This window comes from Photobacterium sp. GB-210, from assembly GCF_003026075.1.
In the GTDB taxonomy this organism is placed as follows: domain Bacteria; phylum Pseudomonadota; class Gammaproteobacteria; order Enterobacterales; family Vibrionaceae; genus Photobacterium.
This window is the reverse complement of sequence record NZ_PYNU01000005.1, coordinates 137826-153575: the sequence shown is the minus strand read 5'-3', so window position 1 is coordinate 153575 and position 15750 is coordinate 137826. Positions and strand designations below refer to the sequence as shown.

Here is a 15750-nt window from a genome sequence, read left to right as displayed (position 1 = left end):
ATACGTGACACCGCACACATAAATGGGCAAAAAAACAACAGTTAGATGTGCAAAATTTATAAGTTTATATGATTTGTACTAAATATAAGATTGCTATTTTTAAAATAAACGCACTAGTAATAAAATAAATTGAATTTAAATCAATAGATTAAGTTAATATTACAGAATACTCTGTAGCAGGTGCAATCTATACCAACACTCAATTATCTTGTATTACAAATAAAATCCTAGCACTATTCACGATCTATTTTGATAATTGGAAATGTGTAACGACTACGTACCTTAAATTGAATAAGACAAATTTTACACGTCCATAGTCTTTACAACATTTTAAAAAATGTATTTTGAATCAACAACAAAACAATTAAAACGCTATACTAAAACAGTTTGGGGAAAAACAATGAATCCTGAAGATAAACAATTTGCCGTTATTGGTCTTGGCAGATTTGGTATGTCACTTTGTCAAGAACTTAGCGAGCGTGGCGCTCAAGTACTTGCTATCGATCTTGATGAAACCTGTGTGCGTAAAGCGGCAGATGTCGCAACTCAAGCTGTTGTTGCTGATTGTTCAAATGAAGCCACCATTTCTGAGCTAAAATTGGACGATTATGATCTTGTTATGGTATCAATTGGTGAAGATGTTAATGCCAGTATTCTTACTACTCTTCTTTTAAAAGAGGCGGGAGTGAAAACAGTTTGGGTTAAAGCAAAGGATACACCTCATAGCAAAATCTTATCTAAAATTGGCGCAGATAAGATCATCCGTCCAGAACGTGATATGGGGATTCGTATAGCTCGCAATATGTTAGATAAACGTATTTTTGAGTTCTCTGAACTAGGAAGTGGTATTTCACTCGCAGAAGTGGTCGTTACAGCAAAAAATATGGGACGTAAAATATATGAACACCCATGTGGTGCTCATAAAGAAACCCAAGTATTAGCACTTAAACGTGGCCCTGAAGTACGTAAAGCTCCTGATCCAAGCACTGAATTACAAGTAGGCGATATTTTAATTATCACAGGACCTGAAAAAATATTAACTGAGACTTTAAGAAAGCTATGAGTTTCATTCCAAACAGGGGCATGTATGTCCCTATCAAAACTGACAACCATAAAAAAAGATGGTCTGAACCTAAGATCATCATTTTTAGTTTTTTAGCCATTTTAATGCCAGCAGCAATCCTGCTCACGTTACCTGCATTTTCAGTTTCAGGGCTTAGTTTTGTCGATGCTCTATTTACTGCAACTTCTGCGATCAGTGTAACGGGCTTAGGTGTAGTAGATACAGGCTCGCATTTTTCCATTAGTGGTAAAGTGTTATTAATGCTACTCATGCAAATTGGCGGTTTAGGACAAATGACATTGTCTGCCGTTTTACTTTACATGTTTGGTTTGCGGTTAAGCTTACGTCAACAAGCATTAACGAAAGAACAATTAGGACAAGATAAATTCACAAATATTCGCCGCCTTGTAAAACACATCATTATCTTTGTGCTTATTTGTGAATTGATCGGTATATTTTTTCTGTCGCTACGCTGGGTACCTGAGATGGGTTGGGAGCAAGGTCTATTCTTTGCTGTCTTTCATTCGATTTCAGCCTTTAACAATGCGGGTTTTTCTTTATTTTCAGATGGCTTAACACGCTATGTTGATGATCCTCTTGTTATTATTACGATTTCATCATTATTCATATTAGGCGGTTTAGGTTTTACTGTTATTTCTGATATCAAAAGAAATGCACACCGTGGGTTCCATTTTTTATCTTTGCATTCAAAAATAATGATAATAGCAACACCCATCCTATTATTTGTTGGTACCGTAATGATTTGGCTTTTAGAACACCATAATAGCCACACTCTTGGGTCACTTAATGAATCAGGGCAATGGTTAGCAGCCTTTTTCCAATCAGCTACAGCACGTACAGCCGGTTTCAACAGTGTTGATATTGGTAAGTTTACTGAACCAACTATGTTGGTCATGATGCTATTAATGCTTATTGGTGCTGGTTCAACATCTACAGGTGGCGGTATTAAGGTATCAACCTTTGTCGTAGCTATTTTGGCAACATGGTCGTTCTTAAAGCAACGTGATCGTGTAGTGCTATTTAAGCGCACAATTTCAAACCAAACGGTGACAAAATCATTAGCCATCATTGTGGTTAGTGGCATTGTACTTACCATTGCAATGTTTGCCTTAATGATCACGGAAAAAGCCCCATTCTATGAGGTAATGTTTGAAACCATTTCAGCATTTGCAACCGTAGGCGTTACTGCTGGTTTAACAGCAACCTTATCTGAACCCGGTAAATACATCATGATAGTCGTCATGATCATCGGTCGTTTAGGCCCACTAACCTTGGCATACATGTTAGCTCGTCCTAAACCAACCTTGCTGAAATATCCTGAAGATAACGTCGCAGCAGGTTAAAATAAGAAAAACATAAAAAGGCTTGTCACTATGTATCGTGACAAGCCTTTTTTATTGCTAAATCGATTCATTCACTACAATAAATCAATGTTGAATCGTAACACTATCCAATTGTTCTTTAAGATCTTGATCGTATTCATCTAACCAGGCGTAACGTTCACGATACATTTTACGCTTTGGTCGTTTGATATCTTCCATTGCGCGACGCTCTGTATGTAATGGTAATGAATAAAAAGCATCATTGTATTCTTCACCATTATGTTCTTGCCATAATTGATCATAGTTAAGGTTGATCGTTGATGCTTTTTTACCATAGCGCTTAGCAGTGTATACATGTGCACTATTTTTAACCGCATATATATGCTCAATATTCATATCATTAGCAAATAAACGTAAGGTTTCAACCATAAAAGACTTTGGTCGTAAGCCATAAAAAGCTTTCGTAAATAAACGACTAAATCCATTATCGTTAGAACCACCTTGCATACAACCAACATAAATATCATTATCAATAACGGTAAATGCAATAGCGTAATAACGGTGATCATTGCTATCTGTCAGTATTAACGCTAATTCCCCTTCGCGGCGATAAGTGTGGTCAAAACTTAGTTTAACTTGATAGGACTTTTCTTCAATATCAAAGCTATAAAGCTCTAATTCATCAGTATAAATAGTATGTCGAGCTGAATCTGAAAAATGGCTTTCCATCCAGTTATAATGTTTTTTTAAAACCTCAACAATTTGATTTTTAGAAAAACACGTAGCCAAATAGGGTTTTGTAAAGCGCATTAAAAATTCAGGTTGCTGATCAATGACTTCTTTTCGTTGATCATTTAAAAAGAAATGAGCGAGTTCATTATATTGGCGTGAATATACCATCGCTCTAATCGCGTATTTAGCGATAGATAATGTTTTACCGTGATTTTTATGACTGTAAGCGAGCTTTGCAGACTTTAATATACTCATAAGATATCTCTAATCTTGTTTTTCGCAATTGTATACGAAATAAGTATAAAGAATAAGTAATAGAATTATATTTAATAAATTTAATTATCTTCACTAAACAGAAGATGAAAGGTAATATTCATTCATTGAAATAATGAACAGAGAAATCTCATGGAAAAATTAATGCCATACCTTGCTAAATTCGCCTTTACTGTCTCTATGATTATGTTTGTAGTCGGCGGAGGCATGGCACTATATGCGATGTTTTATGGTTAATTAACGTTATAAACGCATACCACCATCAATTTCAAGAATACGCCCAGTGAAGTAGTCATTCTCAATAATATACTTCACTGTATGGGCAATCTCTTCAGGGTTACCAACACGCTCAAAAGGTGCTGATGCCTTCATTTTTTCAAGCACTTCGGGCTTCAATTGGTCAGTTAAAGGAGTATCAATCAAACCGGGAGCAATTGCAGCAACACGAATACCGTATTTTGCTAACTCTTTCGACCAGCCCACAGCCATCGTTGCAACTGCCGCTTTTGACGCCGCGTAGTTAGTTTGGCCTAATGTTCCTGCTCTAGCGACACTTGAAATGTTAATAATAACGCCTTGAGATTCTGTCTTGATCATCTTTTCAGCGGCTTCTCGTCCACACAAAAATGAACCAGTAACATTAACATCCATCACCGTTTGAAATTGGTCTAGCGGCATTTTCGTTAATACGTCATTACTTTCACTAACCAGGAAGCCATCATCAAGAATACCAGCATTGTTAATTAAGACATTAATATGACCGAAATCTTCAATAATATGTGCAAATGCTTGAACAACTTCATCTTCGCTTGTTACGTCAGCCTCATAGATCATTGCTTTACTGTTTAACATATGACACTGATCTTGCGTTTGACGTAACCCAGCTGAGTTGATATCAATTAAAGCCAATTCAGCGCCCATTTGAGCTAGAGTTACAGCCATCATTTGGCCTAGACCTTGACTAGCACCGGTAATGACAACAACGCTATTCTCAATATTCATTAATTGCTCCTGAATTAAAACAAAAGTTTAACTCTGTTACTTTAACGTATATTTATCCATCACAATATTTCTATTCATAAAATCTAAGTTATTATAAATAATTAGCTAATATTGACCTGATTAATTGGATTCTCATGCTCAGACCAGATAGGTGTAAATATTTGCTCAATTACCTTGTTATCAACATCATTTACAGATGAATAAATCCAGTTAGGCATATAATCTTTATCAATTAAATGCGCTCGGACACCTTCTTTGAACTCACCTAACAAACCACAATTTACTGAAAGACCCAGTTCCATTTTTATACAGTCAAGTAAAGATACATCTTTGTAGCTTTGTATTTGTTTAAAACAAATGTGTGCGGTAATAGGGCTACCTGCATTCATGGCCTTTTTTGCTGTCTCTATCCAGCGGCCCAAACCATCAATGGCATTAATTTGGTCGTAAATAGTGGGTAATGATTGAGCAAAACAAGCCGCCTGAATTTGTGCAAAGTATGGCATCAATTGATTTGCAGGTAACACAGAGTGCGCTTTTTCAGCACCGTTATTTAATATGACCGAGATTGCTTCTGATACCAATGACTGACTTTGCGTATCAGCCAATATTGTTGACCATGGGTAATGCTTTAATTGTTTAACAACATTATCATAAGCACTATTTGCAACAATATGATCAACCATTGCTAAATCTCGAGCATCACAAACGTTGACATGTGCACCTGTTAAGCCCAAAAACATACCGATCCCATCAGGAAGCTGGTTTAAAAACCATGTCGCACCAACATCAGGATATAAGCCAATAGTTATTTCCGGCATCGCTAATACTGTATTCGGTAAAGCAACGCGATGGCTTGCGCCAATATATAATCCTAATCCTCCCCCCATGATATACCCATGTCCCCACGCAATTACGGGCTTGTTATAGTGATGGATGAGTAAATTACAACTATATTCAACGGAGAAATATTCCGTTAAAAATGGCTTAGCTACGTGACTTTCAATTTGATCTAACGCTATCTTTGGTGGCTTTTGTTGATGCTTTAAAGCAGGATCATTTTCCATTGCATAATACATACTGCGCACATCCCCACCTGCACAAAAAGCGCGATCACCCACCGATTTAATCATTACAGCAACAATGCTTTCATCTTCACGCCAAAGCTGTAAATACTGGTAAATCGTTTTATGCATATTTAACGTAAGTGCATTAAGCGATGATGGATTATCCAGCTCTAGTACACCAATACTATGTCCATCAGTACAACGGATATAGGAAACATTCACCATTCCTGTCATCACTTACTCCTTTAACTTATTTCCAATCTTCAATGTCATACTATTTAACATCAACTTCAATCGCAATTGCCAATGCTTCTCCTCCACCAACACATACAGCAGCAACACCTTTTAGCGTTTTCGTGCCACTCAACATTTGCGCTTGTTGTCGTAATGCATGGGTTAATGTCACCACGACTCTTGTTCCTGTCGCGCCTATTGGGTGACCTAATGCACAAGCTCCACCGTTAACATTCACTTTTTCAGCATCAATACCTAGCTGCTCTATCGCGGCAATTGTCACCACAGCAAAAGCTTCGTTAATTTCCCACAAGTCCACATCATCAATAGACCAATTAAGATCATCTAATAATTGGTTAATGGCATGAATAGGTGCAATAGTAAATTCATCGGGGGATCGACTATGACTGGCATAACCTTTAATTGATGCCAGTGGATATAAGCCTTGTCGTCGAACTTGTTCAGCTTCCATTAACACTAAAGCTGCGGCACCGTCACCAATAGCACTTGATGAAGCGGCAGTGATCGTACCTTGTTCACCATGTTGCGAAAATAGAGGAGGAAGGTTTGGTATTTTCTTAATATTCACTTCATTCGGGTGCTGATCTTTTTCAACCGTCACTAATGCTTTTTGACTCTGAGCAGTAATAGGGACGATTTCAGCGTGAAATGCCTGACGACTATCCGCTTTGCGGGCTTTATTAATTGACCTTACAGCCCATTCATCCATGATTTCTCGTGAAATATTATATTTTGTTGCCGTTTGTTGACCATAAACGCCCATTAAGTGCCCATCAAATGCATCTTGCAATCCATCTAGATATAAATGATCAAGTACCGCTTTATGGCCTATTCGCATACCGTTTCGACTGTCTGTGAGTAAATAAGGTGCATTGGTCATACTTTCCATGCCTCCAGCGACAGCCGTTCGAATCGCTCCAGCTTTAATCATATCGCAAGCCAATAAGATTGATTTTAACCCTGAGCCACAAACTTTGTTTATCGTAGTACAGGAAACCGATACAGGAATTTTTGCCATCAAAGCTGCTTGTCTTGCAGGGGCTTGCCCAACACCTGCCGTTAATACACAGCCCATAAAGACTTCATCAATCAATTGTGCAATGTGCTCATACTCTATCTCATTATTATGTTCTAAAGTCGTATCTGTTGGCTGAACACGTTTAACATCTCGTAATGCTGCTTCAATAACAATACTACCAAGCTGAGTGGCGGAAAAATGCCGTAAATCGCCTTGAAAACTCCCAATTGGCGTTCTTTTAGCAGCAACGATCAGAATATCCTTACTCATACCAATCACCTCTTTACGTCAATTTAGAAAACATTGCCTGCAGGAATATTAGGGGATTTCTTGACGCTTTTGTAAGCATAGCACTAACATTTACGTAAACGTTAAGAAACATTTGCTGGGATTTTAATACTCAAAATCACTGCTCTGCTTAACCGATAGGTGAAAAGTTTTTACCTATCTAACGTTGCAGGAGACTCAATGTGATGACTTTCAAAATCAGCGAGCTTGCAAACGAATTTAAAATAACACCACGCAGTATTCGCTTTTATGAAGATATAGGTTTGCTTTCACCTAAACGAGATGGCGTTAATCGTGTCTATGGACGACGAGATAAAATTCGACTCGGTTTAATACTTCGCGGTAAGCGTTTAGGCTTTTCTTTACAAGAAATCGGGGAACTCTTCAGTTTATACGATGACAACAAAAGCCATGCTCAGCTTCTTTCCATGATCAACATCATCGACCAAAAACAACGACAACTGACCCATCAACGCGCCGATATTGATATCACTCTTATTGAACTTGAACGCGCAAAAAAACGCTGTATGCACACCCTAATAAAAACAGAATCATACAAAGACAAGTAATCTGAACAGGTTCCGCAAAGGAGGCTTTACTATGCATAGCCAATACTCACCACTCAACTTTGATTTAGGTGATACTGCCAATATGCTGCGCGAACAGGTTAACTTATATGCTGCTGAACATATTGCTCCTATCGCTAACGAAATAGATCAAGACAATCAATTTCCCCATTACCTCTGGCAATCATTAGGCGAAATGGGCTTACTTGGCGTCACCATTGCTGAACAATACGGTGGGGCTGCTATGGGCTATTTAGAACATGTTATCGTGATGGAAGAGATCAGTCGTGCTTCTGCTTCAATCGGATTGAGCTACGGTGCTCATTCTAACTTGTGTGCAAACCAAATATTCAGAAATGGTAATAATGCTCAGAAGCAACAATACCTACCAGCATTAATCACAGGAGAACACATTGGTGCACTGGCAATGAGCGAAGTGAATGCTGGGTCTGATGTTATGAGCATGCAGTTAAAAGCAGAAGATCACGGTGATCATTTTTTACTCAACGGTAATAAAATGTGGATCACTAATGGACCAGAAGCCAATACGCTTGTGGTCTATGCCCGCACCTCAGCCAACGCAATCACTGCTTTTATTATTGAATCACAATTTGATGGTTTCTCTACTGCGCAAAAGCTCAACAAATTAGGTATGCGTGGTTCAAATACGTGCGAGTTAGTTTTTATTAACTGCAAAGTACCGAAACAAAACGTACTGGGTGACGTCGACCACGGCGCAAAAGTCTTAATGAGTGGATTAGACTTCGAGCGCGTAGTACTTGCTGCCGGCCCACTCGGTATCGCGCAATCATGTTTGGATGTCGTGATCCCTTACATCCATGAACGAAAACAATTTGGCAAAGCGATTGGTGAATTTGAGCTGATCCAAGCCAAAATTGCAGACATGTATACCCAACTCAATGCTGCTCGCAGCTATGTTTACACCGTTGCAAAAGCCTGTGACCGCGGTGAAGTCACCCGTAAAGATGCAGCTGGCGTAATTTTGCTTAGTGCTGAACTAGCCACAAAAATGGCGTTAGAAACCATTCAAATACTCGGTGGTAATGGCTACATCAATGATTACCCTGCCGGACGTTTATTACGAGATGCCAAACTTTATGAAATTGGTGCAGGAACTTCAGAGATAAGACGCATGCTAATTGGACGTGAATTATTCTCAGAATCAGCTCGCTAAGGAGTAAGCCATGGCTCAACTTACCTCAAAAGTAGATACAACCAGCCAATGGTTCAAAAACAATAATGATGAGATGCAATTGTTGGTTGACGACTTAAACACCCAGCTAGAGATAATCCATCAAGGTGGTGGAGAATCGGCATTAGCACATCAAAAAAAACAAGGTAAACAACCAGTAAGACAAAGAATTCATCAGTTACTTGATAAACACAGTCCATGGTTAGAAATAGCCCCTTTTGCCGCACTAAATGTCTATAGCGAAGCCGTGCCTTGTGCTGGCATTATTGCTGGCATCGGCTACATCCACCAGCATGCGTGTATGATCATTGCCAACGATCCTTCAGTTAAGGGTGGAACATATTTCCCACTAACGGTAAAGAAACACCTGAGAGCCCAAGAAATCGCTGAAAAGTGTCATCTTCCCTGTATTTATATTGTTGATTCTGGCGGCGCTAACCTACCCCACCAAGCCGAAGTCTTTGCCGATAAAGATCATTTTGGTCGCATCTTTTTCAATCAAGCTCAAATGTCAGCGAAAGGGATCCCTCAAATTGCCGTAGTTATGGGGTTGTGCACTGCAGGTGGCGCATACATTCCAGCCATGTCTGACGTGTCTATCATGGTAAAAGATCAAGCAACAATCTATTTAGCTGGTCCCCCTTTAGTAAAAGCAGCAACAGGTGAAGAAGTAACAGCACAAGAATTAGGTGGAGCCGATGTTCATTGTAAAAAATCAGGTCTTGCTGATTATTATGCTAATGATGAAGCACATGCATTGAGTCTTGCACGTGATGCTATTGCTAGCTGCAATATACCAAGTGCTAGTATTCATCATGATTCGACTGCTTCTCCACCTAAATACAGCATGGATGACATCTACGGCATTGTGGGTACCAATATCCGTATTCCATTTGATATTAAAGAGCTCATAGCCCGTTTAGTCGACAACTCTGAATTTGACGAATTTAAAGCTATGTATGGCAATACCCTCGTGTGTGGCTTTGGATCCATTGAAGGTCACACTGTTGGTATTGTTGCTAATAATGGCATTCTATTTTCAGAATCGGCACAAAAAGGCGCTCACTTTATTGAGCTATGTTGTAAGCGGAAAATCCCTCTGTTGTTTTTACAAAACATCACCGGATTTATGGTTGGTAAACGGGTTGAAGCAGAAGGTATTGCAAAACACGGCGCAAAAATGGTGATGGCTGTTGCCTGTGCCAATGTGCCCAAATTTACCGTTATCATCGGAGGCTCTTACGGCGCAGGGAATTATGGTATGTGTGGGAGAGCTTATGATCCAACTCTGTTATGGATGTGGCCTAATGCGCGCATATCCGTCATGGGAGGTGAGCAAGCCGCTGAAGTCTTATCACAAATCACTCAGGCTATCCGCCAACGAGGAAATAAACCTTGGACAGAGCAAGACGAACAACAAATCAAACAGCCGATTTTAGCGCTCTATGACAAACAAGGTCATCCCTACTACGCCAGTGCAAGGCTGTGGGATGACGGCATTATTGATCCTAAATCTACACGTGATGTATTAGCTCAGGCGCTTTCAATTACTCAGCATGTCCCTATAAAAGAAACCCGATTTGGTATTTTCCGCATGTAACTTTTTAGGTCATATTATGAAAACACAACCAAATATCTTAGTGTCGGTTTCACCTAATAATATCGCGACCATTACTTTAAACCGTGTCGATAAATCGAATGCTTTTAATGCTGAAATCATCGGTGATCTGCTCACCGCCCTTAATCAACTTAAAATAAACAAAGAGATACGCGGCCTACTACTTGAAGCCAATGGTAAACATTTTTCATCGGGTGCTGATCTGCATTGGATGAAAAACATGGCTTTAGAAACAGAGCAAAATAATCAACAAGATGCAGCTCAACTTGCTGAACTTCTAAATCAACTCAACCACTTTCCAGCTCCCACCATTGCCATCGTTCAAGGTGCTGCTTTTGGGGGGGCATTAGGGTTAATTTGTTGCTGTGATATTGCTATTGCAAGTATCAACGCTAAATTCTGTTTAAGTGAAGTAAGGTTAGGGTTAGTGCCAGCGACAATTGCCCCGTATGTTTGTCGTGCAATTGGGATCCGCCAAGCAAAACGTTTTATGTTAACCGCAGAGTTAATCACGGTAGAACAAGCACTCGAACTTGGTCTAATTCACCTTATTTGTGATGATATACAACAAGAAAAACAGGTAATACTTCAGCAAATCTTAACCAATAGCCCAGCAGCGCTTGCAACAGTCAAAACCTTATGTCGTCAATGTGAAGTCGAAATCATTGATCAACGTTTAATTCGTTATACCAGTGAATTAATCGCCCGAGTTCGATGTTCACCACAAGCACAAGAAGGCATACAAGCTTTTTTCGATAAAGTCCCACCAAGTTGGAGTAAAGCCAATGACATTAACGAATAAGCTTCAATTATCGCTACCCGATGCTATTACCGTTTTTGAGGTTGGGCCCCGTGATGGATTACAAAACGAACCTCATCTTTCAACATTAGGTGATAAAGCAACAGCGCTTAAAATAGCGCTGATTAATGAACTGAGTCAGACAGGCTTAACGCATATCGAATCAGGTGCGTTTGTTTCGCCAAAAATGATCCCAGCGATGGCTGATTCGGATAGTGTATTTTCGCACATTCAACGCCATCCCAATATTTTCTACTCAGCTCTGACTCCTAATTTACAAGGCCTAGAAGCGGCCATTAACGTTAATGCCAATGAAGTCGCTATCTTTACTTCTTGCTCTGAAACCTTCACGCAAAACAATATACACGCCAGTATTGATGAAAGCCTTCGACGATTTGAATCTGTTATTGCGATAGCCCATCAACACTTAATACCTGTACGTGCGTATTTATCCTGTGTGATAGATTGTCCGTACGAAGGAAAAACACCACCACAACAAGTCGCAGAAATTGCAAAAGCTCTCATCGACATGGGCTGCTATCAAGTGTCACTGGGAGACACAATAGGAACAGGAACGCCATTACGCGTTGCTACCCTGTTGGAATGTGTAAATCAGCAACTTCAATCAAAAGCCATCGCCGTCCATTTCCATGATAGTTATGGGCAAGCAATCGCGAATATTTATCAAGCAATGCAAATGGGCATTACGACAATAGACAGTAGTATTGCGGGATTAGGTGGTTGCCCATATGCACCAGGAGCAAGTGGTAATGTAGCAACAGAAGATGTTCTTTATTTATGCCAAGGACTTAACATCAAAACCGGCATAGATTTAGAAAAATTCACACTGGTTAGTCAAACATTTTGCCAACAATTGGGGATACGACCACAGTCTAAAGTTGCTTTAGCTATGGCGCATCGCCCATAAACTTTATTCAGCGTCTCTACGAACTCGTTCTTCAGATTCAAGCTCGTTCACAGCGTCCCACAACTGTTGTTCACGGATACGTTGACGCTCTAAATTAGCATTAATACCATCGACAATCTGTTTATCTAATGGGCCTAAATAGTGATCAGCACAATCATGAAAGATACTCCGAAATTCTTCCATCGTTGGTAGTCGGTTATTATGCTCTTCAAAGTTATCAAAAATATCATGAACTTTTACTGACATATCCCGTTTAATGCTTTCTATCTCTGAACTATCCATACATCCCTCGAGCGCACTTAGTTTCATATGATTCAATAACAGAAATATCTAAAACTGTCATTAAGTTCTAGAACATACCATTAATATTTACACTACATGTCACAAAAGCTTTGTGATAATAAGCCACAATATTCAAAAGCGATTGATAAATACTGTGTATCAATAATATCCTAGCTATGAGGACGTAAGCATAAAAATCATTTTCAGTATAGTGTGATTACACATCATTCAGATGATGATTTAGTGATGAAAATATAACAACTGAGATAATTAGCTTTGTTAGCATAAAATCATAACAATTTAAGTGTCTCTATTCTCAGTAAAAAATAACATCTGTATTTTGATGTTTATTTAGAACTATAGTGACGAATTCGAAAAGGAAGTTTGAACAAATTGAAACCATTAGTCTCATTTAAAACTCGCTATAAACAGCTTTGTTTACCGTTTTTTTTATTCTCAATAATACCCAGTATTAGCCAAGCTGAACCCGTTAGCGATACGAGTACTGATCCCAACAATCAATCAAGCATGGCAGATTGGGTTGATGACTCACACCAATCACTTACCAACACCGTCCATGATATTGGCGAGTACCTTGACGAAAGTTTAGCGAAAGACGATGACGAAAGTGCACTTACCAACCGAAGCTATTTACGTATTCGTAATCGTTTAGCCTACTCTTACCGTGGCAAACTTGATAATGACTTCAAAGTTTATTTCAAACTTGACCTGCCCCATGTAAAAAGAGACTGGAAACTAATCATTGATTCCGAGCCCGGCGACTTCGATAGTCTTGAAAACAAGCAACGTGGTATTGCCACAGGCAACAAAACCACATCAGGCGATACTGTGGGTGCATTTCGTCTTCAAGATGCCCACTTTGGCAACTGGAATTCAGATTTTGATATTGGTATTAAATTAAAGCTTCCACTTGATCCTTTCACAAAAATGCGACTTACACGCGTTGATCCTATTAGTGAAAACTGGACAACCCGACTTGAACAACAAGTCTTTTATTATCACTCAAAAGGGTTAGGTTATCTGAGTGAGCTCAGTGGCTATTACGCGATAAACCCTGAGCATTCGAAAATATTCAAAACCACAACCAGCGCGCAGTACTTGAAAGAAGACGATAAATGGGAACTTCTCCAGCAATTTGAATTATTCCATCGTTATGATGATAAGAATTTATTCGAATATTCAACAGGGATCAGTGCTGATACTGGAGAAAATAAAGAAATCACAAACTATTGGATATCTGCAACATGGAATAAACGTATTTACAAACACTGGCTATATCTAGGTGTTCGTCCGCAGCTAGAATTCCCTCGTGAATACAACTATCACGCTAACCCTGGGGTCATGATTGAGCTTGAAATGTTCTTCTCTAAAAACAGAAAAATTGATCGTTTAGGCCGTTATATTCCTAAACCAACTCACCCATAGGCACAAAAGTAATTATGGTATGGCTATAACGATGATGCGAAATACCGCCTCATCGTTACCATCAAACCATGAACAACGACACAAAATCTGATCACTGCACTTCACTCTCATCAATAACTGGAATAATTTAACAACTAGGCAACAATTTCGCTTAGGAGTACATTATGTTTCATTTAAAGAAAGTGATCTTCTCTGTATTGTTCCATTTCTATCAGTTTTTCAGGCTTAGTTTTCCGCTATGGCTAATGATTTCATCACTTGGTGTCAGTCTTGGCTTAATATTACTTCTTTCTGGTGATAATCATTTTCAACAAGGGATTAGTACCATAACCAGTTTCAGTCTCATCACTATCTATCTGATAATACTAAAATACTTCTATTCAAAATTATTAAATTGGAGTGATACTCGCTCTTCTAAAGAGATAGTTGTATCGCTTAAGCAATAATGCATTTAGTTCATCGCTTAAAATACTCACAATTTCAACCACTATGGCATTGGTTACGGTTTGATTAAGGGTATTGCTATAATATACTCATAACGAATTATAATGGTTTTGCTTGTCGCTTTTGTAATCACAGCAAGATTGAATATATAACTGAGTATATTATGAATAAATATTTACCCTTTATTGGCTTAACTTTATTGATTTCAGGTTGTGCGACACAGACTGTACCGCAATCAGAACCACAAGTGATCACAAAAATCGTAAAACAAGATACGGCGCCAGTAGAAAAAAAAGGATATGACGATGGTTGTAAAAATGCCATGGAAGCGCAGTTTTTACCATCCAAAGAAATAGTAAATAGCTACGATACCGTAAATAGAGCAGCTTACCTAAAAGGCTGGGAAAAAGGTTATAAACAGTGTGTTATTGGTTTAGGTCCAGTCAGAATCAATAGTTCTATGCCAGCGGGTCAAACAAAATAATATTGACAATCAGGGGCTATATTTAATTAGCCCCTATCTTCGCTGTGTTAAATCAATCACGACATAACATTTGCTTGTTCTTCTATTCGCTGAACTAAGCCTACTGGCAGTTTTAATGCTTGGGCTAATGCGTCAAGATAAGCACGCTCTAAGAAATGATCGACATCAATAGCCAATAATGTAACTAAATAAACTTCAGAAGCTTGCTCTAAGCCACTAACTTGCGCCGCAATGACTTGGGGATCTAACGGTGCATTTAGCCAACGAACAATCACAGTTTCAACATCATGGCTGATCCCATTTTCAATCATCCATTGTGCTATCGCTGTTTTTTCTTGCTCGTCAATATGACCATCAGCTTTTGCTGCAAAAATCATAGCTTGAACTAACAAGTCTTGGTTTGTTCTTAATTGGGTATTTGGGGAAATCGCTTGCTGTGAGTCCATTGCCATATTAGAAGCATGTGATGACTCTTGCGACCATTTCTTATAAGCCTGATAAGCGACCGTGCCAATCACAGCAGTACCACCAACTAAGGCAGCTTTACCACCATATTTTTTGGCTAATTTACGACTTTTCTTATTGCCTAATAATGCACCAACAACCCCACCGGCTGTCGCTCCTTTTAATAAATCAGAGGTACTTGAACTAGATGTGGTTTTTCCCTTATCCATATAATTACTAGCTTGATTTATTAGCTGATCGAATAAACCTTTCATCGTCATTCTCCATAAAAAGGGCATATATTAATACTATGGAAAAACAGATTAATTAAACAGCTTTAAAGCGTAAATCAATGTAAATTAGCCACTTTATTCACATAGACAATTGAATAATAACAACCAATAGATACCATTAATAATATTATTATGTATCTATTAAGCATAAAAAAACGCTCTAAAATAAGAGCGTTAATATAAATTCAATCT

Annotated in this window: 16 protein-coding genes; 10 read left to right on the top strand and 6 right to left on the bottom strand. The window is 38.7% G+C overall.

Going from position 1 to position 15750, the window contains the following annotated elements; all coding sequences use genetic code 11:
• The first annotated feature begins 400 nt into the window (after positions 1–400).
• Together C9J38_RS09920 and C9J38_RS09915 are read left to right on the top strand one after the other, a co-directional pair.
• Positions 401–1063: a TrkA family potassium uptake protein gene (locus tag C9J38_RS09920; RefSeq protein WP_158259293.1), complete on the top strand. Its 663-nt coding sequence runs from the start codon at positions 401–403 to the stop codon at positions 1061–1063.
• Positions 1064–1083: 20 nt separating this feature from the next.
• Positions 1084–2427, top strand: a complete 1344-nt coding sequence (locus C9J38_RS09915; RefSeq protein ID WP_233217642.1) for a TrkH family potassium uptake protein — start codon at positions 1084–1086, stop codon at positions 2425–2427.
• Between the two features lie 84 nt (positions 2428–2511).
• On the opposite strand, the gene C9J38_RS09910 is transcribed toward C9J38_RS09915, so the two are convergent.
• The 4 genes from C9J38_RS09910 to C9J38_RS09890 form a co-directional block, all read right to left on the bottom strand.
• Entirely contained in the window at positions 2512–3393 is an 882-nt protein-coding gene (locus C9J38_RS09910) for a VirK/YbjX family protein (protein ID WP_107206939.1), read from the bottom strand.
• A gap of 261 nt (positions 3394–3654) precedes the next feature.
• Entirely contained in the window at positions 3655–4413 is a 759-nt protein-coding gene (locus tag C9J38_RS09900) for an SDR family oxidoreductase (protein ID WP_107206937.1), read from the bottom strand.
• A gap of 101 nt (positions 4414–4514) precedes the next feature.
• Positions 4515–5714, bottom strand: coding sequence for an enoyl-CoA hydratase/isomerase family protein (locus tag C9J38_RS09895; RefSeq protein ID WP_107206936.1), 1200 nt, complete (start codon positions 5712–5714; stop codon positions 4515–4517).
• A gap of 40 nt (positions 5715–5754) precedes the next feature.
• Positions 5755–7023 carry a thiolase family protein gene (locus tag C9J38_RS09890; protein WP_107206935.1) on the bottom strand — a complete coding sequence of 423 codons (1269 nt, stop codon included), beginning with the start codon at positions 7021–7023 and terminating at the stop codon, positions 5755–5757.
• A 203-nt stretch (positions 7024–7226) separates the two neighbouring features.
• On the opposite strand from C9J38_RS09890, the gene C9J38_RS09885 reads away from it, so the two are divergent.
• Genes C9J38_RS09885 through C9J38_RS09865 form a run of 5 tightly spaced genes read left to right on the top strand, consistent with a single transcriptional unit; the run spans position 7227 to position 12165 of the window.
• On the top strand, positions 7227–7610 hold the full coding sequence (locus C9J38_RS09885) for a MerR family DNA-binding transcriptional regulator (RefSeq protein WP_199188099.1): 384 nt from the start codon (positions 7227–7229) through the stop codon (positions 7608–7610).
• A 31-nt stretch (positions 7611–7641) separates the two neighbouring features.
• Complete coding sequence (locus tag C9J38_RS09880) at positions 7642–8802, top strand: isovaleryl-CoA dehydrogenase (RefSeq protein ID WP_107206933.1); 1161 nt, start codon at positions 7642–7644, stop codon at positions 8800–8802.
• Positions 8803–8812: 10 nt separating this feature from the next.
• Positions 8813–10420, top strand: a complete 1608-nt coding sequence (locus C9J38_RS09875) for a carboxyl transferase domain-containing protein (RefSeq protein WP_107206932.1) — start codon at positions 8813–8815, stop codon at positions 10418–10420.
• Positions 10421–10436: 16 nt separating this feature from the next.
• Positions 10437–11240 carry an enoyl-CoA hydratase-related protein gene (locus tag C9J38_RS09870; protein ID WP_233217808.1) on the top strand — a complete coding sequence of 268 codons (804 nt, stop codon included), beginning with the start codon at positions 10437–10439 and terminating at the stop codon, positions 11238–11240.
• Positions 11224–12165, top strand: coding sequence for a hydroxymethylglutaryl-CoA lyase (locus C9J38_RS09865; protein ID WP_107206930.1), 942 nt, complete (start codon positions 11224–11226; stop codon positions 12163–12165). The genes C9J38_RS09870 and C9J38_RS09865 overlap by 17 nt, the downstream gene beginning before the upstream one ends.
• A 3-nt stretch (positions 12166–12168) precedes the next feature.
• Here the strand turns inward: C9J38_RS09865 and C9J38_RS09860 are convergent, their stop codons facing one another.
• Complete coding sequence (locus C9J38_RS09860) at positions 12169–12447, bottom strand: hypothetical protein (protein ID WP_107206929.1); 279 nt, start codon at positions 12445–12447, stop codon at positions 12169–12171.
• Positions 12448–12840: 393 nt separating this feature from the next.
• On the opposite strand from C9J38_RS09860, the gene C9J38_RS09855 reads away from it, so the two are divergent.
• The 3 genes from C9J38_RS09855 (at position 12841) to C9J38_RS09845 (ending at position 14821) form a co-directional block, all read left to right on the top strand.
• Positions 12841–13893: a hypothetical protein gene (locus C9J38_RS09855; protein WP_107206928.1), complete on the top strand. Its 1053-nt coding sequence runs from the start codon at positions 12841–12843 to the stop codon at positions 13891–13893.
• A gap of 164 nt (positions 13894–14057) precedes the next feature.
• Entirely contained in the window at positions 14058–14339 is a 282-nt protein-coding gene (locus C9J38_RS09850; protein WP_107206927.1) for a hypothetical protein, read from the top strand.
• A gap of 161 nt (positions 14340–14500) precedes the next feature.
• Positions 14501–14821, top strand: a complete 321-nt coding sequence (locus C9J38_RS09845) for a hypothetical protein (protein ID WP_107206926.1) — start codon at positions 14501–14503, stop codon at positions 14819–14821.
• Positions 14822–14877: 56 nt separating this feature from the next.
• On the opposite strand, the gene C9J38_RS09840 is transcribed toward C9J38_RS09845, so the two are convergent.
• Entirely contained in the window at positions 14878–15540 is a 663-nt protein-coding gene (locus C9J38_RS09840) for a tellurite resistance TerB family protein (RefSeq protein ID WP_107206925.1), read from the bottom strand.
• Positions 15541–15750: the final 210 nt, after the last annotated feature.